The organism is Aquitalea sp. ASV11, assembly GCF_016429185.1.
Lineage (GTDB): Bacteria > Pseudomonadota > Gammaproteobacteria > Burkholderiales > Chromobacteriaceae > Aquitalea > Aquitalea pelogenes.
This window is the reverse complement of record NZ_JAELUD010000010.1, coordinates 50,584-71,401: the sequence shown is the minus strand read 5'-3', so window position 1 is coordinate 71,401 and position 20,818 is coordinate 50,584. Positions and strand designations below refer to the sequence as shown.

General features: G+C 60.4%; 19 protein-coding genes and 1 other RNA gene. 19 read left to right on the top strand and 1 reads right to left on the bottom strand.

Annotated elements, in window-relative coordinates; genetic code table 11:
• Positions 1 to 46: 46 nt before the first annotated feature.
• The 15 genes from rnpB (at position 47) to gap (ending at position 16,034) form a co-directional block, all read left to right on the top strand.
• An RNA gene (rnpB, locus tag JHD62_RS05635) (RNase P RNA component class A) lies at positions 47 to 409 on the top strand.
• A 142-nt stretch (positions 410 to 551) separates the two neighbouring features.
• Positions 552 to 1,574, top strand: coding sequence for a tRNA dihydrouridine synthase DusB (gene dusB, locus JHD62_RS05630; protein WP_199102100.1), 1,023 nt, complete (start codon positions 552 to 554; stop codon positions 1,572 to 1,574).
• A gap of 86 nt (positions 1,575 to 1,660) precedes the next feature.
• The gene (locus tag JHD62_RS05625; protein WP_045845804.1) at positions 1,661 to 1,897 is read left to right on the top strand and encodes a helix-turn-helix domain-containing protein; all 237 of its coding nucleotides are present in this window, start codon (positions 1,661 to 1,663) and stop codon (positions 1,895 to 1,897) included.
• A 144-nt stretch (positions 1,898 to 2,041) separates the two neighbouring features.
• Positions 2,042 to 3,619 carry a bifunctional phosphoribosylaminoimidazolecarboxamide formyltransferase/IMP cyclohydrolase gene (gene purH, locus JHD62_RS05620; RefSeq protein WP_199102099.1) on the top strand — a complete coding sequence of 526 codons (1,578 nt, stop codon included), beginning with the start codon at positions 2,042 to 2,044 and terminating at the stop codon, positions 3,617 to 3,619.
• A gap of 72 nt (positions 3,620 to 3,691) precedes the next feature.
• Positions 3,692 to 4,537, top strand: coding sequence for a hypothetical protein (locus JHD62_RS05615; RefSeq protein ID WP_199102098.1), 846 nt, complete (start codon positions 3,692 to 3,694; stop codon positions 4,535 to 4,537).
• 73 nt (positions 4,538 to 4,610) lie between these two features.
• The gene (gene purD, locus JHD62_RS05610) at positions 4,611 to 5,888 is read left to right on the top strand and encodes a phosphoribosylamine--glycine ligase (RefSeq protein ID WP_199102097.1); all 1,278 of its coding nucleotides are present in this window, start codon (positions 4,611 to 4,613) and stop codon (positions 5,886 to 5,888) included.
• 404 nt (positions 5,889 to 6,292) lie between these two features.
• Positions 6,293 to 7,021: an ABC transporter substrate-binding protein gene (locus tag JHD62_RS05605; protein WP_199102096.1), complete on the top strand. Its 729-nt coding sequence runs from the start codon at positions 6,293 to 6,295 to the stop codon at positions 7,019 to 7,021.
• An 80-nt stretch (positions 7,022 to 7,101) separates the two neighbouring features.
• A complete protein-coding gene (locus JHD62_RS05600) occupies positions 7,102 to 7,686 on the top strand; it encodes an L-threonylcarbamoyladenylate synthase (protein ID WP_199102095.1) in 585 nt (194 codons plus the stop codon).
• A gap of 37 nt (positions 7,687 to 7,723) precedes the next feature.
• Positions 7,724 to 8,383: a protein TolQ gene (gene tolQ / locus JHD62_RS05595; RefSeq protein WP_370302998.1), complete on the top strand. Its 660-nt coding sequence runs from the start codon at positions 7,724 to 7,726 to the stop codon at positions 8,381 to 8,383.
• 112 nt (positions 8,384 to 8,495) lie between these two features.
• Positions 8,496 to 9,368, top strand: a complete 873-nt coding sequence (yedA, locus tag JHD62_RS05590) for a drug/metabolite exporter YedA (protein WP_199102094.1) — start codon at positions 8,496 to 8,498, stop codon at positions 9,366 to 9,368.
• A 464-nt stretch (positions 9,369 to 9,832) separates the two neighbouring features.
• Positions 9,833 to 10,567, top strand: a complete 735-nt coding sequence (locus tag JHD62_RS05585) for a GntR family transcriptional regulator (RefSeq protein ID WP_199102093.1) — start codon at positions 9,833 to 9,835, stop codon at positions 10,565 to 10,567.
• Positions 10,564 to 11,685 (top strand): N-acetylglucosamine-6-phosphate deacetylase, encoded by a 1,122-nt coding sequence (nagA, locus tag JHD62_RS05580; RefSeq protein WP_199102092.1) that lies wholly within the window; start codon positions 10,564 to 10,566, stop codon positions 11,683 to 11,685. The genes JHD62_RS05585 and nagA overlap by 4 nt, the downstream gene beginning before the upstream one ends.
• Positions 11,666 to 12,688, top strand: a complete 1,023-nt coding sequence (locus JHD62_RS05575) for an SIS domain-containing protein (protein ID WP_233160657.1) — start codon at positions 11,666 to 11,668, stop codon at positions 12,686 to 12,688. The genes nagA and JHD62_RS05575 overlap by 20 nt, the downstream gene beginning before the upstream one ends.
• A 416-nt stretch (positions 12,689 to 13,104) precedes the next feature.
• Entirely contained in the window at positions 13,105 to 14,850 is a 1,746-nt protein-coding gene (nagE, locus tag JHD62_RS05570) for an N-acetylglucosamine-specific PTS transporter subunit IIBC (RefSeq protein ID WP_370541033.1), read from the top strand.
• A 173-nt stretch (positions 14,851 to 15,023) separates the two neighbouring features.
• Positions 15,024 to 16,034, top strand: a complete 1,011-nt coding sequence (gap, locus tag JHD62_RS05565) for a type I glyceraldehyde-3-phosphate dehydrogenase (protein WP_199102090.1) — start codon at positions 15,024 to 15,026, stop codon at positions 16,032 to 16,034.
• 290 nt (positions 16,035 to 16,324) lie between these two features.
• On the opposite strand, the gene JHD62_RS05560 is transcribed toward gap, so the two are convergent.
• Complete coding sequence (locus tag JHD62_RS05560) at positions 16,325 to 16,768, bottom strand: Lrp/AsnC family transcriptional regulator (protein ID WP_062790046.1); 444 nt, start codon at positions 16,766 to 16,768, stop codon at positions 16,325 to 16,327.
• Between the two features lie 452 nt (positions 16,769 to 17,220).
• Here JHD62_RS05560 and phoB point away from each other — a divergent pair, with 452 nt between their 5' ends.
• The 4 genes from phoB to tal all read left to right on the top strand — a co-directional run bounded on the left by phoB (position 17,221) and on the right by tal (position 20,779).
• Positions 17,221 to 17,910, top strand: a complete 690-nt coding sequence (gene phoB / locus JHD62_RS05555) for a phosphate regulon transcriptional regulator PhoB (protein WP_045845792.1) — start codon at positions 17,221 to 17,223, stop codon at positions 17,908 to 17,910.
• 7 nt (positions 17,911 to 17,917) lie between these two features.
• Positions 17,918 to 19,240: a phosphate regulon sensor histidine kinase PhoR gene (gene phoR / locus JHD62_RS05550; protein ID WP_045845791.1), complete on the top strand. Its 1,323-nt coding sequence runs from the start codon at positions 17,918 to 17,920 to the stop codon at positions 19,238 to 19,240.
• 83 nt (positions 19,241 to 19,323) lie between these two features.
• Complete coding sequence (locus JHD62_RS05545) at positions 19,324 to 19,623, top strand: Dabb family protein (protein ID WP_199102089.1); 300 nt, start codon at positions 19,324 to 19,326, stop codon at positions 19,621 to 19,623.
• 94 nt (positions 19,624 to 19,717) lie between these two features.
• Complete coding sequence (gene tal / locus JHD62_RS05540; RefSeq protein WP_199102088.1) at positions 19,718 to 20,779, top strand: transaldolase; 1,062 nt, start codon at positions 19,718 to 19,720, stop codon at positions 20,777 to 20,779.
• Positions 20,780 to 20,818 lie beyond the last annotated feature (39 nt).

The window sequence follows — 20,818 nt, the reverse complement described above, 5'->3', positions numbered from 1 at the left end:
AGAAAGTGCCACAACTTTGATCTGCTTCAGGTAAAATCGCCGGTTGGAAGTCAGACAGGCAGTCGCCGCGCTGCTGCGCAAGCAGTGGCGGGGAGGAAAGTCCGGGCTCCGCAGAGCATGATGCCGGCTAACGGCCGGGCGCCGTGAGGCGACGGAAAGTGGAACAGAGAGCTGAACCGCCGATGGCTGACTTGTCAGCACAGGTAAGGGTGAAAAGGTGCGGTAAGAGCGCACCGCGGACGTGGCAACACGGACGGCAGGCTAAACCCCATCAGGAGCAAGACCAAATAGGGGGGCGTTAACGTGGCTCGCGTTGTCCCCGGGTAGGTTGCTTGAGACTGTCGGTAACGGCAGTACTAGAGGAATGACTGTCCAACGACAGAACCCGGCTTATCGGCTGACTTCCAATCCCCACCCCACTCGCAGTACCCGTCAGTACCATTTCTTCTCGCTATCGATCTTGCTCAAAAAATAAGCAAAAAGGTTTTTACTGCTTAAAAAAAAAGCATTACAATGGCCGCCCTTTTGCTTGTTTGACCGCAGAACACCTGATGCGCATTGGTCCCTACACCCTGAAAAACCGGCTGATCGTCGCTCCCATGGCGGGTGTGACCGACCGTCCGTTTCGCATGCTGTGCAAGAAAATGGGCGCAGCCATGGCGGTGTCGGAAATGATCACGTCCAACAAGTCATTGTGGGCGACGGCCAAGACCTTGCGCCGGGCCGACCACACTGGCGAAGTGGAGCCGATTTCGGTGCAGATTGCCGGTTCGGACCCACAGCAGATGGCGGAGGCCGCACGTATCAACGTGGAGCAGGGTGCGCAGATCATCGACATCAACATGGGTTGTCCGGCCAAGAAGGTATGCAATGTGGCGGCCGGTTCGGCCCTGTTGCGTGATGAAGCACTGGTGGGCCGCATTCTGGACGCGGTGGTCAAGGCAGTGGATGTGCCGGTGACGCTGAAAACCCGTACCGGCTGGAGCCCCGAGCATCGCAATGCCTTGCGCATTGCACGGCTGGCCGAGGACTGCGGCATCGCGGCGCTGGCGCTGCATGGCCGCACCCGTGAAGACATGTATCGCGGTGCTGCCGAATACGACACCATCCGCGCGGTCAAGGCCAGCATCGGTATTCCGCTGATTGCCAATGGTGACATCGACACACCGCAAAAGGCGCAGCAGGTATTGCAGTACACCGGTGCCGATGCGGTGATGATAGGCCGGGCGGCGCAGGGGCGGCCGTGGATTTTCCGTGAAATGCAGCATTACCTGGAAACGGGTGAATGCCTGCCGCCACCCACGGTGACGGAAATCCGCCAGCTGTTGCTGGAGCATCTGGATGATTTGTACGGGTTTTATGGCGAGTATTCGGGTTGTCGCATCGCCCGCAAGCACATTGCCTGGTACACCAGGGGGCTGAGGGGCTCCAATGAGTTTCGCCAGACCATGTACCAGCTGGAAGAAACCGGCAGCCAGCGCCTGGCGGTGGCTGGCTATTTCGATCAGCTGGCGAGCTTGTCGGAACACCTGGAATACCTGGACGAGCTGGCCGAAGAGACGGTGACGGCTTGACCGGCAGCCAGCAGCAGGAGGCCCGGGGGCGGGCTACAGTGCAGTACACAGCGTTCACACCATATGTTGAAGACAGAACAATAAACATGCAAAACAACGAACATATTTCCCAGTCAGTGCGGCTGGCGATGGAACAATACTTCCGTGATCTGGACGGCGAAATACCTGCCTCGATCTACGATATGGTGCTGGCCTGTGTGGAAAAACCCCTGATCGAGGTGGTGCTCACCCACACGCAGGGCAACCAGACCCGGGCGGCAGAGCTGCTTGGGCTCAATCGCAACACCCTGCGTAAAAAAATGAAGTCGTATGATTTGATATGAAGATAAACCGGCCATGCCCCACACAGGATGGCCGGTTTTTTTGTGTCTGCCGGCAAGGCAGGGCAAGCCGCATACGGCCTGGTGCGGGCATCAGGCCACAGTAAAAACAGCTTTTTCATTCATTAGCCAAGGTGGTAGAGAAACATGACCAAAATCGAACGCGCGCTGATCAGCGTATCCGACAAGACCGGTGTTCTGGAATTTGCACAGGAACTGGCCGCACTGGGCGTGCATATCCTGTCGACCGGCGGTACCGCCAAATTGCTGGCTGACAATGGCGTGCCGGTGACCGAAGTGTCCGATTACACCGGCTTCCCGGAAATGCTGGATGGCCGCGTGAAGACCCTGCATCCCAAAGTGCACGGTGGCATTCTGGGCCGTCGCGACCTGCCGGAACACGTGGCCAAGATGGCCGAATACGATATCGGCAACATCGATCTGGTGTGCGTGAACCTCTACCCGTTTGAAGCCACCATTGCCAACCCGGACTGTGTGCTGGAAGACGCCATCGAAAACATCGACATCGGCGGCCCCACCATGGTGCGCTCCGCCGCCAAGAACTGGGCCCACGTTGCCATCGTCACCGATGCTGCCGACTACGCTGCACTGACTGCCGAACTGAAGGCCAATGACGGCAAGCTGGCCAAGACCACCCGCTTCGAACTGGCCAAGAAGGCCTTCACCCACACCGCCGCTTACGACGGTGCCATCTCCAACTACCTGACCAGCCTGGCCGATGGCGTGGTGAGCGGCAAGCCGGAACGCGTGGCCTTCCCGAACCGCCTGAACGCCCAGTTCGTCAAGGTGCAGGACATGCGCTACGGTGAAAACCCGCATCAGTCCGCCGCTTTCTACCGCGACCTGGACCCGGCAGCCGGCACCATCTCCGGCTACCGTCAGCTGCAGGGCAAGGAACTGTCCTACAACAACATCGCTGACGCCGACGCCGCCTGGGAAGCGGTCAAGACCTTCGACCAGACCGCCTGCGTCATCGTCAAGCATGCCAACCCCTGCGGCGTGGCCGTGGCCGGTGACACCCTGAGCGCCTACAAGCTGGCCTTTGCCACCGACACCACCAGCGCCTTTGGCGGCATCATCGCCTTCAACCGCCCGGTGGATGCCGAAACCGTGGAAGCCGTGACCGGCCAGTTCCTGGAAGTGCTGATTGCCCCGTCCTTCACTGAAGAAGCCAAGGCCATCATCGCCGCCAAGAAGAATGTGCGCGTACTGGAAATCCCGCTGGAAAGCGGTGCCAACCGCTTCGAACTGAAGCGCGTGGGCGGCGGCGTGCTGGTACAGACCCCGGACATCCGCAATGTGGCACTGGATGAACTGCGCGTGGTGACCAAGCGTCAACCCACCCCGCAGGAAATGTCCGACCTGCTGTTCGCCTGGCGCGTGGCCAAGTTCGTCAAATCCAACGCCATCGTGTTCTGCAATAACGGCCAGACCGCCGGTATCGGCGCCGGCCAGATGAGCCGTGTGGATTCCACCCGCATCGCTGCCCGCAAGGCGCAGGATGCCGGCCTGAGCCTGCAAGGTGCCGTGGCTTCCAGTGACGCCTTCTTCCCCTTCCGCGACGGTATCGACGTGATTGCCGAGCAGGGCATCAAGGCCATCATCCAGCCGGGTGGCTCCATGCGCGACGAAGAAGTGTTTGCCGCAGCCGACGAGCATGGCATTGCCATGGTGCTGACCGGCGTGCGTCATTTCCGCCACTAAGCGCGCACGGCCTCTCCACGCACATTGTGGGGAGGCCGCACACCAACCGCTTTGCCGCCCGCCGGAGAAGCCGTGAACAAGACCACCAGGATCATGCTGCTGATTGTGCTGATATGCGGCCTGGCTGCCACGGTGTACTGGCTGGAACCGCCGGCCCCGCCGCCGGCACCAGCCCCGCTTGCCCAGGCACCCGACCTCAAGCGGCTGGCCGAGCAGGCGCTGGCGGTGTATCGCAGTGGGCAAAACATGCAGACCGCGGCCAAACCAGGACAGTGGAAGCTGGACGCCAAGGCCAGTAACAGTGCTGGCCCGTTTGTCGGAGTCTTCGGCCCGCTGCAACTGGCCCGGGACGGCCAGGGCCGTCAGTTGTTGCTGACCACCTTTGTGGCGGATACGGCGGATTCGGCTGGTGAGGGCATGGACAGCTTTGCCGCCTCCGGCATCAGCCGCCTGCTGCTGTTTGTATTGCAGAACGGCCAGTACGTGCTGCAAACGGAAAAGCAGCTGGAAATGGGCACCAACGGCATGGCAGCCAGCGCGCGTGTGGTGCAGCTGGGGCCGCACGAGTGGGGCTGGACCTTGCACAGCAGCTATCTGCAACAAGGCTATACCGCCAGTACGGTGGAGTTTTTCCACGCCACCGCCACGGATATCCGCAGCATGGGGCATCTGACCGAACAGGCCGACAACAAGGGCGTGTGTGGTGATGCCGGCGGCGATGGCTGCCCTGCAGTCACCGACCTGCAAGCCCGCTGGCAGTGGCTTCCTGTGGCAGGCCCTGATGCGCGCTTTTATCCGCTGGATGTGCAATGGCAAGGGCTGATCGACGGCAAGAAAATCAGCCAGCACGCGCAGTTGTTTCCCGATGCAGGCAGCGGGATTTATCCGTTCCCTGCCAATCTGAATGTACAATTCTGAGCGCAGCCCGACAGGGCCTGCTGCTCCATGACGGCAGCCACATGCTGCCGCTAACGATGAAGGATCTCGCAAGATGAAAGTGTTGGTAATCGGTTCCGGTGGCCGCGAACACGCACTGGCGTGGCGTATTGCCAAGTCCAATCGCGTCTCCAAGGTATTTGTGGCACCTGGCAATGCCGGTACCGCGCTGGACCCCAATCTCACCAATGTCGAGCTGAGCGGCAACGAGGCGCTGGTCGAGTTTGCCCGTCGTGAAGACATCCAGCTGACCGTGGTCGGCCCGGAAGCCCCGCTGGCTGCCGGTGTGGTGGATGCCTTCCGTGCTGCCGGGCTGAAAATCTTCGGCCCCACCCAGTACTGTGCCCAGCTGGAAAGCTCCAAGGATTTTGCCAAGGCCTTCATGCAGCGCCATGGCATTCCGACGGCCGGTTACCAGACCTTTACCGATGCGGCTGAAGCCCATGCCTATGTAAATGGCAAGGGCGCGCCCATCGTGATCAAGGCTGACGGCCTGGCTGCGGGCAAGGGCGTGGTGGTGGCAATGACGCTGGACGAAGCCCATGCCGCCATCGACGACATGCTGGTGGGCAACAAGATGGGCAGCGCCGGTGCGCGCGTGGTGATCGAAGACTTCCTGCAAGGCGAAGAGGCCAGCTTCATCGTGATGGTGGATGGCGACCACGTATTGCCGATGGCCACCAGCCAGGACCACAAGCGCCTGCTTGACAACGACCTGGGCCCCAATACCGGCGGCATGGGCGCCTACAGCCCGGCACCGGTGGTCACCCCGCAGGTGCATAACCGCGTGATGCGCGAAATCATCCTGCCCACCGTGCAAGGCATGAAAAAGGACGGCCACAGCTACACCGGCTTCCTGTATGCCGGGCTGATGATCGACCATGACGGCAACCCGTTCACCATCGAATTCAACTGCCGCTTTGGCGACCCGGAAACCCAGCCCATCATGGCGCGTCTGAAGTCGGACTTCACCGTGCTGCTGGAAGCCGGTGTCAACGGCAAGCTGGATCAGGTGGAAGCCGAATGGGACCGCCGCGTGGCGCTGGGCGTGGTGCTGGCTGCCGCCGGCTACCCGGATGCCCCGCGCAAGGGCGACGTCATCACCGGCCTGCCGGCGGAAACCGCAGACAGCATGGTGTTCCATGCCGGCACGGCGTTCAACGACAGCAAGCAGGTAGTCAGCAATGGCGGCCGCGTGCTGTGCGCGGTAGGCCTGGGCGACAGTGTGAAGATGGCGCAGCAAAAAGCCTATGCGGTAGCGGATGCCATCCATTTTGATGGCAGCCAGCTGCGCCGCGATATCGGCAGCAAGGCAATCAATCGCCCCAAGTAAGCCGGATTGGCAGCATGGCAGACAACGGCACCCAGTGGGTGCCGTTTTTCTTTATCTGTTTTTGATGTCCTGCATGGCCATTTCTATGCGATTTTGACTGACGGAGCACTACATTCTGCTTGTCAGCCATCGTATGGATAGCAGGTGTCCTCCATGTTTGCATCGGCCCCCCAACCATCGCCTCTGCCACGCAGCGCACAGTCCCTGTTGCGCCATGCCCGCCGTTGCTGCTGCCGGGTGAGCTACTGGCTGCGCCAGTTCCGCAGCCCGGTCCAGGTCTCGCGCTGTTGTGCCTGGCGTGCCTTGCCGCCGGCAGCGGCAACACAGAAAAAACCGACCTTTATGGCAGGCCCCCACAGGCTTGACTAGACTGCAAATGTCGCTGACATCCGGGAGTCGCTGCCATGTCCATCCGTCTGCTCCTTGCCAGCGTACTATTGACCGCCAGCCTTGCTGCCACGGCAGCCCCGCCGCTGCGCATCCTCACCGAGGATTACCCCCCCTTCAACATGATGGGCAGTGGGGGGCGTATCAGCGGCTTGTCTACCGATATCGTGCAGGAGCTGTTCAAGCGTGCCGGCACCAGCTATGGCATCGAACTGCTACCGTGGATCCGTGCCTTCAACCTGACGGTGCTGGAAACCAATACCTGCCTGTATTCCACTACCCGTAACGATGCACGCGAACATCAGTTCAAATGGATAGGTCCGCTGGTGGAGAATCCCTGGGTGTTGTACGCACGGGCGGATAACCACCATGCCATCCTGGCACTGGAAGATGTGCGGCGTTTCAAGATAGGTGGCTATGCAGGCGATGCGACTTCTCAATTCCTGATTGACCGCGGTTTTGATGTCGACCTTGCCAATAGCGACCAATTGAACGTCAGAAAGCTGCTGGCCGGCCGCATTGATTTCTGGGCGACCGGAAAATATCTGGGTGCCTCGCTGCTGGCACGGGAAAAAGTCAGCCAGCTCAAGCCGGTGCTTACCTTCAATACCACCTTGCTCTACCTTGCCTGCAACCCGGCCATGCCGGACAGCCAGGTCCAGGCGCTGAACGAGTTGCTGCGCAGCATGCAGCGTGATGGCACGCTGGCACGCCTCAATGCCAAATATCTTAACCAGAAAGAGTGAGCGGACTGCAGATCGCGGTTTCATCTGGTGCTGCGCTGCCGCTACAATGGCAGCTTCGCTTCGACTCCTTGCCAACCTGCATGCCGTCTTCCTGCTTGTCCTCGCCATACCGTCTGCCCAAGGCAGGCCTGCTGATGCAGGCGCGCGCGCGTTTGCGCGCGGGCGGGGTGATTGCTTATTCCACCGAATCCTGTTTCGGGCTGGGATGCCTGCCGGAGGATGTCAGGGCAATCCGGCGGGTGCTGGCCATCAAGGCAAGGCCGAATCACAAGGGCCTGATCGTGATTGCCGCCGACGTCGCCCAGATCCGTCATCTGGTCAAGCCGCTTTCCGCCGCACAATGGGCGGAACTTGGCCGCTACTGGCCCGGTCCCTATACCTTTTTGCTGCCGGCCTCGCGCAAGGTGGCACCGGCCCTGCGTGGCCGCCATGACAAGATTGCCGTGCGCATTACCGCCCATGGCGAAGCCGCCGCCCTGTGCCGGGCTGTGGGCAGCGCGCTGGTGTCGACTTCTGCCAACCGCGCCGGACAACGTGCGTTAAAGACTGCACGGGCTTGTCGCATGGCATTTGGCAGCGCGGTACTGACCCTGCCGGGGCGGATAGGCAAACGCAGGAAACCTTCCACCATCATTGATTTCACCAGCGGCCGCGTATTGCGCTAGGCCGTTTTAATTCAGACAAGGAAACAACGTGCAGCAGATTTCCATATTCAGCCTGGTGATGAATGCCAGCCTGGTGGTGCAGCTGGTCATGGCAGGCCTGGCCTTGGTGTCGGTGCTGTCGTGGGCGCTGATCTTCAACAAGATTTCCGTATTGCGTGCCGCGCGTCGCCACAGCGACGAGTTCGAACGCAATTTCTGGAGCGGGGCCGACCTGAACCGCTTGTATGAAGACGCCAACCGCCGCAACGACAGCGTGGGCATGGAACGCATCTTCCAGTCCGGTTTTGCCGAATTCCTCAAGCTGCGTGGCCGTACGGGTGCCGAGCTGTCGGACATCATGGATGGTTCGCGCCGTGCCATGCGCGCTGCCGCCCAGCGCGAACTGGATGCGCTGGACAGCCATACTTCTTTCCTGGCTACGGTCGGTTCGGTCAGTCCCTATATCGGCCTGTTCGGCACGGTGTGGGGCATCATGCATGCCTTTATCGGGCTGGGTAATGTGGGGCAGGCTACCTTGTCCACCGTGGCCCCTGGTATTGCCGAAGCGTTGGTAGCTACTGCCATCGGCCTGTTTGCCGCCATTCCGGCCGTGGTGGCGTATAACCGCTTTGCCACCGATGTGGACCGCCTGGCTACCCGCTTCGATACCTATATGGAAGAGTTTTCCAACATCCTGCAACGGCTGGCCACCCGCTGATCCCCACCGGAGGCAGGGATTGTTCTGGCTCAAGAACAGAGCTTTCCCTGCCGGTGCTTGAGTTTTTTGCAGGCCGAAGGCATGGTGGACGACCACCCACCCCGAGTCCGCCATGTCTGCCCGTCCCGCCTCGCTGTCCTTGCTGACGCTGTCAGCCTTCTTTGCCCTGTACGTGATCTGGGGCTCCACCTATTTCTTCATCCGCATTGGCATTGAATCCTGGCCGCCGTTCATGATGGCCGGTCTGCGCTTTCTGTTTGCCGGCAGCGTGATGCTGGCTTTCCTGCTGCTGCGCGGCCATCGTCTGCCCAGCCGGCAGGAATTGCGTGGCGCAGCCATTCTGGGCGTGTTGATGCCAGCCATCGGCAATGGTTTTGTCACGCTGGCAGAAAAACAGGTGTCGTCCGGAGTGGCTGCGCTGGTGGTGGCCACCGTACCCCTGTTCACCGTGCTGTTTGGCCGCTTCTGTTTCGGCCTGCGTGCGCGTGGCCGCGAATGGGCAGGCATCGCGCTGGGCATGTTGGGCATGCTGGTACTGAACCTGGGTTCCAACTTGCGCGCCAGCCCGATGGGGGCGTTCTGGCTGCTGTTCGCCTCCGCCGGTTGGGCGCTGGGCTCGGCCTGGAGCCGGGTGATTGTGCAGCCCAAGGGGCCGATGGGCAGTGCCTGGATGATGATTTTCGGTGGCATTGCCTTGTTGCTGGGCAGTGCGGCCACCGGAGAGCAACTGACAGCGATGCCGTCGTGGCAGGGTTGGGCCGCCATTGCCTACCTGTCGGTGTTCGGTTCCATGGTGGCCTACAGTGCCTATCTGCATCTGCTGAAAACCGTGTCGCCAGCGGCGGCCACCAGCTATGCCTATGTCAATCCCATCATCGCCGTCCTGCTGGGCATGCTGTTGCTGGGTGAGCATGTCGGTCAGCAGGAAGTGCTGGCCATGGTGATCATCCTCTCCGGCGTGGTACTGATCAGCTGGCGCAAATAAAGTCGCCGCCGCGACTTTGTCCTCATCCAGACAGGGGCCCTTCGCGGCCCCTGTTGCATTGCGCCAGTTCCACTGTGGTTTTCTGGCGACGTTACGGCAATTGGCCTGCAGCCAGTGCTACGCCACACTGCTGCACCTGGCTGCCTGAGACTGTCTGTCTGGCCAGTCATGACACATTCACGATGCTATCCACGTTTTAGTCGCAGAAAACACCCACTTCAATACCACTTTGTCGGTCTCTTCATTTCCTCACCAGTCTTGTCATGGCCCTCTGTGCTGCATGGTTTTCTGTATTTCCTGTATTCCGGCCGCGTCACTTTCTGTCATTTGGCAGGTGTATCGTGCAATTGGTATTGACGTGGTATTTAAGTGGTATTAATTTTGCAGCCATGACAGGTGTGGTCTTGCAGGGCAAGGAATGCGATATTCGCCGTGTTACCAACCAGACCAGTTGCAGACCGCTTATGGAAAACCGATGGAGTGCACTCAAGCCGGAAGGCGAGTCCACCACGCCGCTGTATTTGCAGCTTGCCCGCAAACTGGCCGAAGCCATCAATGCCGGCTGGTGGCAGGCAGACGAAGCCCTGCCATCCGAACGCACCTTCTCCGAAGAGCTGGGCATTTCGCGGGTGACCGCGCGCAAGGCGATGGACGTGTTGCTGGAGCAGGGGCTGATCCGGCGCCGACATGGTTCCGGCACTTTCATCACACCAAGACTGGAACAGCCCTTGTCACGGCTGGTGGGTTTTACCGAGCAATTGCGCCAGCGCGGCTTCGAACCTTCCTCGGTATGGCTGGAGCGCGGCATTCATCCGCCCAGCAATGACGAGGTGATCAAGCTGGGCTTGTCTCCCACCTCCCAGGTGGCGCGGCTCAAGCGCCAGCGCCTGGCAGACGGGGTAGTGATGGCGATAGAGATGACCACATTGCCAGTAGCCGTTTTGCCCGAGCCACATAAAGTGGGCAACTCGCTGTATGCCTACCTGGACAATGCCGGTCATGCCGTGGTGCGCGCCTTGCAGCATATCCGCGCGGTGAATGCCTCGGCCGAGATTGCAGCGCTGGCCGGCATCCGGCAGGGCGAGGCGATGTTGCTGATCACCCGCATCGGCTTCAGTGCCGATAACCAGGCGATAGAACTGACCGATACCTATTGCCGTAATGATTATTACGACTTTGTAGCTGAACTGAGACGATGACGACACGACATGTACTGCAGGGCCGCATCCTGACTGCCGATGGCTGGCGGGATGGCAGGCTGGAAACCGGGCCGGATGGCCGCATTGCCGCCCTTGACGGCAAATTGCCGGGCAGCGCCACGGCGACACGCTACATCCTGCCCGGCTTCATCGACCTGCATGTACATGGCGGAGGCGGGGTGGACATCATGGAGGGTGGCCAGGCGGCCGAATCGGTGGCGCGGCTGCATGCCCGCCACGGTACCACCGCCATGCTGGCCACCACCATGACCGCCCCCATGGACGAGATAGAAAACGTACTGGCAGCACTGGGGCCGTCTTGCCGCCAGCGCGCCAGCGGCAGTGCCCGCCTGCTGGGCGTGCATCTGGAAGGCCCGTATATCAATCCCGGCAAGCTGGGCGCACAACCGGACGATGCCTGTCAGGCCGTGCTGTCGCAAATCGAAAAACTGGCTCAATTGGCCCCGATTGCGCTGCTGACACTGGCCCCGGAAATTCCCGGCCACATGGACATCATCCGTGCCTTGAGCGATGCCGGTATCCGGGTGCAAATCGGCCACACCCTGGGCAGTTATGAGGATGGCGTGCAGGCCTTGCAGCAAGGTGCCACCGGCTTTACCCATTTGTTCAATGCCATGACCGGCCTGCATCACCGCGAGCCGGGCATGGTGGGGGCGGCGCTGGCCCATGCGGAATACGCCGAGCTGATTCCTGACTTGCTGCATGTGCATCCCGGTGCCATCCGCACCGCCTTGCGCGCCATTCCGCGGCTGTACTGCGTGACCGACTCCACTGCCGCAGCCGGCATGCCGGATGGTGAATACAAGCTGGGCTCACATACCGTGCACAAATGCCTGGGCGGGGTGCGGCTGGCCGACGGCACGCTGGCCGGCAGCACGCTGACCATGGATCAGGCCTTGCGCAATCTGGTGTCCATCGGCCTGCCACTGGCCGAGGCCTCGCACCGGTTGTCGTTGTACCCGGCCGATTACCTGGGCCATGCTGACCGCGGCCGTTTGCAGACCGGGGCATGGGCCGATGTGCTGGTGCTGGATGCCGAGCTGAATTTGCTGGATGTCTATCTGGAAGGGGAACACCTTGTCGTCTCTGATGTATGAAGAAGCACTGTCCGCTGCGGATGCCGTGGCCGCCCAACACATGTATGCGGATGAAGGCCTGGCGGTGCTGGGTCGCGAGCTGGCCACCACCCCGCCCACGCTGGCACTGACAGTGGCGCGTGGCAGCTCGGACCATGCTGCCAGTTATTTTGCTTACCTGGCCATGCAGCGCCTGGGCGTGCCGGTGGTGTCCTTGCCCATGTCGCTGGTCACCTTGCACCACGCCCCGCTGGCGGTAAAGGGCCAGCTGGCAGTTGCCCTGTCCCAGTCCGGCCAGAGCCCGGACCTGATCGATACCATGAGCCGCCTGGCCGCTGCCGGTGCGCGCACTGTGGCCCTGGTCAACAAGCATGAATCGCCGCTGGCGGCAGCTTGCGAATGGTCGTTGCCGCTGTGTGCCGGTGAAGAAAAGAGCGTGGCCGCCACCAAGAGCTATATCGCTTCGCTCTCCGCCGTAGCCCGACTGGTGGCGCACTGGCAGGGGGATACTGGTCTGTTGCAAGCGCTGGACCAACTGCCTGCCCAGCTGCAGCAGGCATGCCGTCAGGACTGGAGCGCAGCCCTTCCTGTTCTGGCCGGTGCCGAACGCATCATGGTGGTGGGGCGCGGGCTGGGTTTTGCCGTGGCGCTGGAAGCGGCGCTCAAGTTCAAGGAAACCTGTGCCATCCAGGCCGAGGCTTTCTCCGGTGCCGAAATCAAGCATGGCCCGATGGCCCTGATCGACGAAGGTTATCCGCTGCTGGTGTTTGCCCCACGCGGCCCGGAACAGCAAGGCCTGATCGATCTGGCTGCGGAAATGCGCGGTCGTGGCGCACGGGTATTGCTTGCCGCACCGGACACGGTAGCCAGTCGCGACCTGACGCTGAGCGTGGCTGACGATGAGTCGCTGGACCCCTTGCTGGCAATCCAGAGTTTCTACCTGATGGCGGCGCAACTGTCCGAAGCACGTGGGCTCAATCCTGACACCCCGCGTCATTTGTCCAAGGTCACCCGAACGCATTGAGCGCTGCCCTGAACCCGGCCACCACCCGGTGGCCCATTGCCAAACCGTTACGGCTTGTCGCCGTGCAAGGTGCCATCCAGGCCGTCAGAAGGCCCGGCGGCACCGGCATGGACTGAGCCGCAGGAGTCCCGCCACCCCATCGGCCACTCCTGACATGACAGGAGGTGTCCGATGTTGTCCCGTCTTTTTCGTGCAGGCCCGGCATCCATGCTGCCATCCCCCATGCCTGCACAGCGTCATTGGCCGATAACGGCCACCAGCCTGGTTTTTCCGCTTGTCCGATGGCCCTCCTGCGCCCAAGCAGGCAGGCATGATCACGGCTACACCCTATCCTGCGCAGCAAGCCTTGCTGGTGACCGCCGCGCAGACAAGACGGAATGGCAACTGACCATTCCACATCAAAAGGAGGCGTTGAGGTGAGTACACAAAACAGATTTGCAGGCATCCAGCAGCTGGGCCGGGCCCTGATGCTGCCGATTGCGGTATTGCCGGTGGCCGGTTTGTTGTTGCGGCTGGGGCAGCCGGACCTGCTCAACATCAAGGTCATGGCGCAAGCCGGGGATGCCATTTTCGGCAATCTGGCACTGATTTTTGCCATTGGCGTGGCAGTAGGCTTTGCGCGAGACAACAACGGTGCGGCAGGGCTGGCCGGTGCCATTGGCTATATGGTGCTGACGGCGGTACTGAAAGTCATGCCGGATACCTTGCTGGCCTATACAGCGTTCAAATCGCTGGTACATCTGGAAGCAGACGGCAAACCGTTTGCCATCAACATGGGCGTGCTGGCCGGGATATTGTCCGGCCTGATTGCCGGAGTGCTGTACAACCGTTACAAGGACATCAAGCTCCCCACCTATCTGGCCTTCTTTGGCGGGCGTCGCTTTGTGCCGATTGCCACCGGTTTTGCCATGCTGCTGCTGGGGGTGGTGCTGGGCCTCGCTTGGCCGCCGGTGCAAAACGGCATTGATGCAGTGGGCAAATGGCTGATCGGCGTCGGCGAAATCGGGCTGTTCATCTATGGCGTGCTCAACCGCCTGCTCATCGTTACCGGGCTGCACCACATTCTCAATACCATGGTGTGGTTCCAGGTGGGCGATTACACCGATGCAGCAGGCAAGCTGGTGCATGGCGACCTGACCCGTTTCTTCGCCGGAGACAAAACCGCCGGCATGTTCATGAGCGGTTTTTTCCCGGTGATGATGTTCGGCCTGCCCGCTGCCTGCCTGGCGATGTACCGGGCGGCCAGGCCGGAGAACAAGGCCGCCGTGGGCGGGGTGCTGTTTTCCATGGCGCTGACTGCCTTCCTGACCGGCGTGACCGAGCCGGTCGAGTTTGCCTTCATGTTCCTGGCTCCCATGCTGTATGCCATCCATGCGGTACTCACCGGCATTGCCATGGCCCTGATGTATGCACTGGGCGTGCATCTGGGCTTTGGCTTCTCCGCCGGCCTGTTCGATTACCTGCTTAACTTCGGCATTGCCCAGAAGCCGCTGCTGTTGCTGCCGGTGGGCCTGATGTACTTCGTCATCTATTACGGCCTGTTCAGTTTCTTCATCCGCAAGTTCAACTTGCAAACCATGGGCCGCGAAGCCGCGCCACAGGTCGCCGTGGCGGCGGTGGAAGGCTCTTCCCGTGGGCATGCGTTTATTCGTGCCTTGGGTGGGGCGGCCAATCTGAAGTCGGTGGATGCCTGCACCACCCGCCTGCGCTTGCAGGTGGCCGACAATGACAAGGTGGATGAAGCCGCACTCAAGGCACTGGGTTCACGCGGACTGATCAAACCGGCTGCCGGCAGCGTGCAAGTGGTGCTGGGGCCGGAGGCGGATCTGATTTCTGATGAAATCCGCACTGCACTGCAACAGGCTGACAGCAGTCCGGCTTCCCCTGTAGTGGCTGGCCGTGTTTCAGGCGCACATCCGACAGGAGGTGCCAGCATGCAACGTGAAGACTGGCTGCAAGCACTGGGCGGGCAGACTAATGTGAAGCGTGTACAAGCGGTGGCCGGTGGCCGCCTGCGTATCGAGGTGACTGACAGCGCGCTGGTGGATATCGCCGCGTTGCAAGCCCTGGGTGCGCGGGGTGTCACCACCTTCTCCTCCAGCTTGCTGCATGTGCTGCTGGCGGAAGACCCTGCTCACTTTGCCAGTTTCCTTCAGGTGTAAAACCTGCATTGCACTACATGGCGGTGAGCCTTGACTGGCAAGGATTTCACCGCTTTGTTGGTAACCTGCACACTACTTTTGTAGTCACTTGCTTACAGCGCAAAAGGAGCAGAAATTGAATGGCGCAGGGCACGAGATGACCCTGCACCATTATCAAATTAGGAGGATGCATCATGACGTTGAAAGTTGCCATTAATGGTTACGGTCGTATTGGCCGCATGGTGGTCCGCGCCTGGCAGGAGCGTTTTGCTGACCGCGATATCGAAATCGTGGCCATCAATGACCTGGGCAAGCCGGAACTGCACGAACACCTCACCCGTTTTGACAGCGTGCATGGCCCGTTTGGTGGCACCATCGCGCTGGAAGGCGATGCCCTGGTGGTGAACGGCAAGCCGATCAAGCTGCTCTCCATCCGCAACCCGGCAGAACTGCCGTGGAAAGAACTGGGCGTGGATGTGGTACTGGAATGTACCGGCATCTTCACCAAACGTGAAAAAGCTGCACTGCACCTGGAAGCCGGTGCCAAGCGCGTGCTGATTTCCGCTCCGGCCAACGATGCCGACGCCACCGTGGTATTCGGCGTAAACGATAACGTGCTGACCAGCGCCATGACCGTGGTGTCCAATGCCTCCTGCACCACCAACTGCCTGGCCCCGCTGGTTGAGCCGCTGATTGATACCATCGGTATCGAACGTGGCCTGATGACCACCATCCATGCCTACACCAACGACCAGGTGCTGCTGGATACCGACCACTCCGACCTGCGTCGCGCCCGTTCCGCAGCTGTCTCCATGATTCCCACCAAGACCGGTGCTGCTGCTGCCGTAGGTCTGGTTCTGCCCAAGCTGCAAGGCAAGTTGGATGGCTTTGCCGTTCGTGTACCGGTCAGCAATGTCTCCCTGGTCGACCTGACCTTCACCGCCAGCCGTGACACTACGGTGGCCGAAGTGAATGAGCTGATTACCACCGCTGCCAAGGGCAAGCTGGCTGGCGTGCTGGCCGTCAACACCCTGCCGCTGGTATCGCGTGACTTCCTGCACCACCCGGCTTCCAGCGTGTTTGACTCCACGCTGACCCGCGTGATTGCCGGTCGTGAAGTCAAGGTGCTGTCCTGGTACGACAACGAGTGGGGCTTTGCCAACCGCATGCTGGATACCTCGCTGGCCTGGGCCGCTGCCAAGTAATCTGACAAAAGCGATTTAGCCAATCCGTTCTTCCGGGCAGCGTCAGAACTGCCGGGGAGAAGCCGGTGCAGTAAACCCGGTGGTCATTGGTCAGAAGATGACAGCCTGGGTGCTTCGTTCGTAGATGTGCTTCTATATGGTCTCTCCCAAGAGCTTGGCCGAAGAATCAATGATTCTTCGGCCATTTTTTTGCCCATGGCCGGGCATCTGCACCCGCGAGAGTCATCTCCGCCATCCTGATGACAGGCTTGCCCCCACAGCGTTATCGCTGCGTCCGGTACCAGCCTTGCTCAGTCGTCTGCCAGCAACTGGGGCATGCGCGGCGGGACCGGCATGTCGATGATGATGGAGGTTTTGGTGTCGCCAAACTGCATCAACTGGGCAATCAGGGTTTGCAGGCTGGGCATGGTATCGACCGCCACTTTCATCATCAGGCCGCTGGTGCCGGTGATGGATGCACACTCCAGTACCTGGGGCATGCTGCGGATGCGGTCAATCACTACGTAATACTCCAGATGCTTCACTGTCAGTTCAATCATGCACAGGATGGGTAAGCCTACCTTGGCCGGGTCGATCTGCGCCCGGTAGCCGGTAATCACCCCCTGCCGCTCCAGTTTGTCCACCCGGTCGGCAATGGCAGGGGAGGACAGATTCACCCGTCGGGCCAGTTCGGCAAAGCTGATGCGGGCATTTTCGTGCAGGCTGCTCAGTATTTTTTTGTCGAATTTATCCAAGTTTGGAATCCAAGGTTTTTTGGCGTTAAAAAGCCATTTTACAAGGTTAAATCAGGAAATTTCCAATATTTCCACATTAAGAAATGGCTTCTTGCTCCGTACAATGCCTGCCTTATCGGAGCTGTTGCGGCACTGTCCCGCCGTGATGGTTCTTGTCTGGATTCGTTGCTGATGGGTACATGTCCCTGTACCTGTTTGAAACTGTCCTGGTGATCTCTTTGTCCCTGGTCTCAAGTCAGACAAACAAATTCTTGACGAAGGCCATTCCGGGTCTGCCATGCGGCAGGCCCGTTTTTTTTTGTCGGTACGGCATGCTCTACGTGGCAAGATAGGGTGGTGGTGCACTGGATGACAGGATTTGCAGAAGTTTTGGCAACTATTTAAGAAATGTCATATTTCTGTAATCGCTGCTTTTTATCCTTGCCATCATCAAACCGGGACTGGACCGATACATGGCTGCCAATATTCTGCTTGTCGAAGACGAGCCTGCAATTCAGGAACTGATTGCGTTTAACCTCAACCAGGCTGGACATCACGTCTTGCGTGCCAGCACGGCCGAGGCTGCGTTGACCCTGGTGCGCAATGCACTGCCGGATCTGGTGCTGCTGGACTGGATGCTGCCGGGTGCGTCCGGGGTGGATATTGCCAAACGCCTGCGTTCGGATGAGCGCACCAAGCATATCCCCATCATCATGCTCACCGCCCGTTCCGATGAGCAGGACAAGATTACCGGGCTGGAATCCGGCGCTGACGACTACATCACCAAGCCGTTCTCGCCGCGTGAATTGCTGGCCCGCATCAAGGCCGTGCTGCGCCGCCGCGCTCCGCAGATGACCGACGATGCGGTCGAGGTGCAAGGCCTGCGCCTGGACCCGATCACCCATCGCGTCAGCGGTAATGGTGACACCATCGACCTGGGCCCAACCGAATTCCGCCTGCTGCACTTTTTCATGACCCATCCGGAACGCGTGCATTCCCGTTCGCAACTGCTGGACCAGGTGTGGGGCGATCATGTATTTGTTGAAGAACGCACGGTAGACGTGCACATCCGCCGCCTGCGCAGTTCGCTGGAAAGCACGGGCCATGATGCCCTGATCCAGACCGTGCGTGGTACCGGCTACCGTTTCTCCACCCAGCAGTGAGGCTGACTTGCGCGAATTCTTGCAGCGTACCCTGGTCTGGCTGATTGTCATCCTCTTCATCGGCCTTGCCTTCTGGGCATTTTCTGGCCCGATCGAAGGTCTGATCGCTGCCGGTGTCGCCCTGCTGGCTTGGCTGGGTTTTCACCTGTACCACATCGCCTTGTTGCTGCGCTGGCTGGAGCAACCCACCGCCGAGCGGGTGCCCGATGGCTTTGGTGCCTGGCATACCGTGTTCATGACGCTGTATCGCACCATGCGCAGCCAGATGCAAAGCAAGCGCAAGCTCACCAATGTGCTGGAACGCTTCATCAATGCCGGTGAAGCCATGCCGGATGGCGTGGTGGTGCTGGACGAGAATGATCGCATCGAGTGGATCAACCCGATGGCGATGGAGCACCTGAATCTGGATCGCAAGCACGATGTGGGCAACCAGATTCTCAACCTCATCCGCCAGCCCAGTTTTCATGCCTACATGAAAAATGCCAGTTTCAGCCAGCCTCTGGTCCTGCAGCTGACCCAGCCGCGTGAACTGGTGATTTCAGTGCAACTGGTGCCGTTTGACTCCACTCGCAAGCTGCTGCTCAGCCGCGACATCACCTCGTTGGAGCGGGTACAGACCGTGCATCGCGATTTTGTCGCCAATGTGTCGCACGAATTGCGCACGCCGCTGACTGTGGTCGGTGGTTTTCTGGAAACCCTGTCCGATATGGAAGAAGTGGACCAGGCCACCCTCAGCCACTTCCTGCCCATGATGATGGAGCAGTCACGACGCATGCAGAGCCTGGTGGAGGACCTGCTGACCCTGTCCCGGCTGGAAAACAGCCCCAAGGCGGTGATGGCGGAGAAAGTGAACATGCAGGACATGCTGGATACCCTGATGGTGGAGGCCGAAGGCCTGTCGCAGGGACGCCATCATGTCCGGCTGGAAAAGGGCTGCAATCAATGGCTGTGGGGTAGCGCGCAGGAGCTGCATTCCGCCTTTGGCAATCTGGTATCCAATGCCGTGCGTTACACGCCGGAAGGCGGCGATATCGTGCTGTCGTGGAAGGCGGAAGGCGAGCGGCTGTGTTTTTCGGTCAAGGACAGCGGTATCGGCATCCCGCGTGAGCACATTCCGCGCCTGACCGAACGCTTTTACCGGGTCGACCGTGGCCGCTCGCGCGGCAATGGCGGCACCGGGCTGGGGCTGGCCATCGTCAAGCATGTGGTGGCACGACATAACGCCCGGTTGGATATCCGCAGCGAACCGGACAAGGGCAGTACCTTCAGCGTGATTTTCCAGCGCGAGCGCTCGGCCGAGCCGGAGGCACAGCCGGAAAACCAGGCCTGACCGGCAGGCTGCGTACTTGCACGCATGGTCAGTGCCTGGTGAAGGCTGCATAATCAGCGGCTGAATGGAGTCCGGGAGTGACCATGCTGCATCATGTCGTGTTGATCCGCTTTCTGCCTGCCACCACGGTGGCAGATATTGCCAATATCAGTCAGCAGTTTGCCGGTCTGGCCCGGCAGATTCCCGGCATCCTGACACTGGGAGGTGGCCCGGATGTCAGCCCGGAAGGTTTGCAACACGGCTTTACCCATGGCTGGCTGGTGCAGTTTGTCGACGCCGCCGCCCGTGATGCCTACCTGGTCCATCCGGCCCACCAGGCTTTCGTTTCCATGCTTAAACCGTTTGTTGATGACGTTTTAGTTTCTGATTTCCCGGCAAATTGACAGCAAATCGCTGCAATATGGGCTTGGCCTGCCTGCACAGTCGCGCTAGGATGTTCTTCTTTATGCGCCAACTTTCCCGACCCCGGACCACAACATGAATCGTCTGCAATCCATCCGCCCGTTCGGCCAGCGCATCTGGCTGGACAATCTGTCCCGCGAGCTGCTGGCTTCGGGAGAACTGGCCCGTCTGCTGCAAGAAGACGGCATTGCCGGTGTGACTTCCAATCCGGCCATCTTCTACAAGGCCATCAGTACCGATGCCAGCTACCAGGCCGACCTGAGCCGCTTGAAGGCCGAGCCGGGACTTGATGCCGAACAACGCTACGAAGCACTGGTGGTGCCTGACATCCAGGCCGCATGCGACTTGCTGCAGGAACAATACCGCAGCAGCGCCGGCAACGACGGCTATGTCAGCCTGGAAGTGTCCCCGGCCCTGTCGCATGACGAAGCGGGCACGCTGGACGCGGCACGCCGCCTGTGGGCCGCCATCGACCGGCCCAATGCCATGATCAAGATTCCGGCCACCGCAGCGGGCATTCGCGCTTTCCAGACACTGACCGCCGAGGGTATCAACGTCAACATCACCCTGCTGTTCAGCCTGCCGCAAGTGGAAGCCGTGTGGGATGCCTATATCGACGGTCTGAGCGCACGACTGGCTGCCGGCAAGCCGGTGACCGGCATCAAGGCGGTGGCCAGCTTCTTCCTGTCGCGGGTGGACAGCCTGCTGGACCCGCAACTGCCTGCCGCCCTGCAAGGCAAGGCGGCCATTGCGCTGTCCAAGGTGGCTTATGCCCGCTATCAGCAGCGTTTCCATGGCAGCGAGTTTGCCGCGCTGAAGGCCGCGGGTGCCTGGCCGCAATTCCTGCTGTGGGCTTCCACCGGTACCAAGAATGCGGCTTATTCCGATGTGTTGTACGTGGAAAGCCTGATTGGCGACGAAACGGTCAACACCGTGCCGGATGCTACCCTGGCCGCCTTCCGCGACCACGGCGTTGCTGCGCTGACCCTGCCGCAGGATGCGCAGCAGGCACAGATCACCCTGCTGGATGTGGCCGAGGCCGATATCGACCTGGTGGCCGTGGGTGACAAGCTGCAACAGGACGGGCTCAAGCTGTTCGAAGATGCTTTTGCTGCCTTGTTGAAGCTGACTGCCTGAAGCTGATGTGTTGAAATCAAAAAAGGATGCCCTATGGCA

Excerpts from the sequence above, each read along its gene's own strand:
- dusB (WP_199102100.1), top strand. The coding sequence starts at position 552 with ATGCGCATTGGTCCCTACACCCTGAAAAACCGGCTGATCGTCGCTCCC.
- yedA (WP_199102094.1), top strand. The coding sequence starts at position 8,496 with ATGTCTGCCCGTCCCGCCTCGCTGTCCTTGCTGACGCTGTCAGCCTTC.
- JHD62_RS05625 (WP_045845804.1), top strand. The coding sequence starts at position 1,661 with ATGCAAAACAACGAACATATTTCCCAGTCAGTGCGGCTGGCGATGGAA.
- purH (WP_199102099.1), top strand. The coding sequence starts at position 2,042 with ATGACCAAAATCGAACGCGCGCTGATCAGCGTATCCGACAAGACCGGT.
- gap (WP_199102090.1), top strand. The coding sequence starts at position 15,024 with ATGACGTTGAAAGTTGCCATTAATGGTTACGGTCGTATTGGCCGCATG.
- JHD62_RS05600 (WP_199102095.1), top strand. The coding sequence starts at position 7,102 with ATGCCGTCTTCCTGCTTGTCCTCGCCATACCGTCTGCCCAAGGCAGGC.
- JHD62_RS05585 (WP_199102093.1), top strand. The coding sequence starts at position 9,833 with ATGGAAAACCGATGGAGTGCACTCAAGCCGGAAGGCGAGTCCACCACG.
- phoB (WP_045845792.1), top strand. The coding sequence starts at position 17,221 with ATGGCTGCCAATATTCTGCTTGTCGAAGACGAGCCTGCAATTCAGGAA.
- JHD62_RS05605 (WP_199102096.1), top strand. The coding sequence starts at position 6,293 with ATGTCCATCCGTCTGCTCCTTGCCAGCGTACTATTGACCGCCAGCCTT.
- tal (WP_199102088.1), top strand. The coding sequence starts at position 19,718 with ATGAATCGTCTGCAATCCATCCGCCCGTTCGGCCAGCGCATCTGGCTG.
- nagA (WP_199102092.1), top strand. The coding sequence starts at position 10,564 with ATGACGACACGACATGTACTGCAGGGCCGCATCCTGACTGCCGATGGC.
- JHD62_RS05545 (WP_199102089.1), top strand. The coding sequence starts at position 19,324 with ATGCTGCATCATGTCGTGTTGATCCGCTTTCTGCCTGCCACCACGGTG.
- purD (WP_199102097.1), top strand. The coding sequence starts at position 4,611 with ATGAAAGTGTTGGTAATCGGTTCCGGTGGCCGCGAACACGCACTGGCG.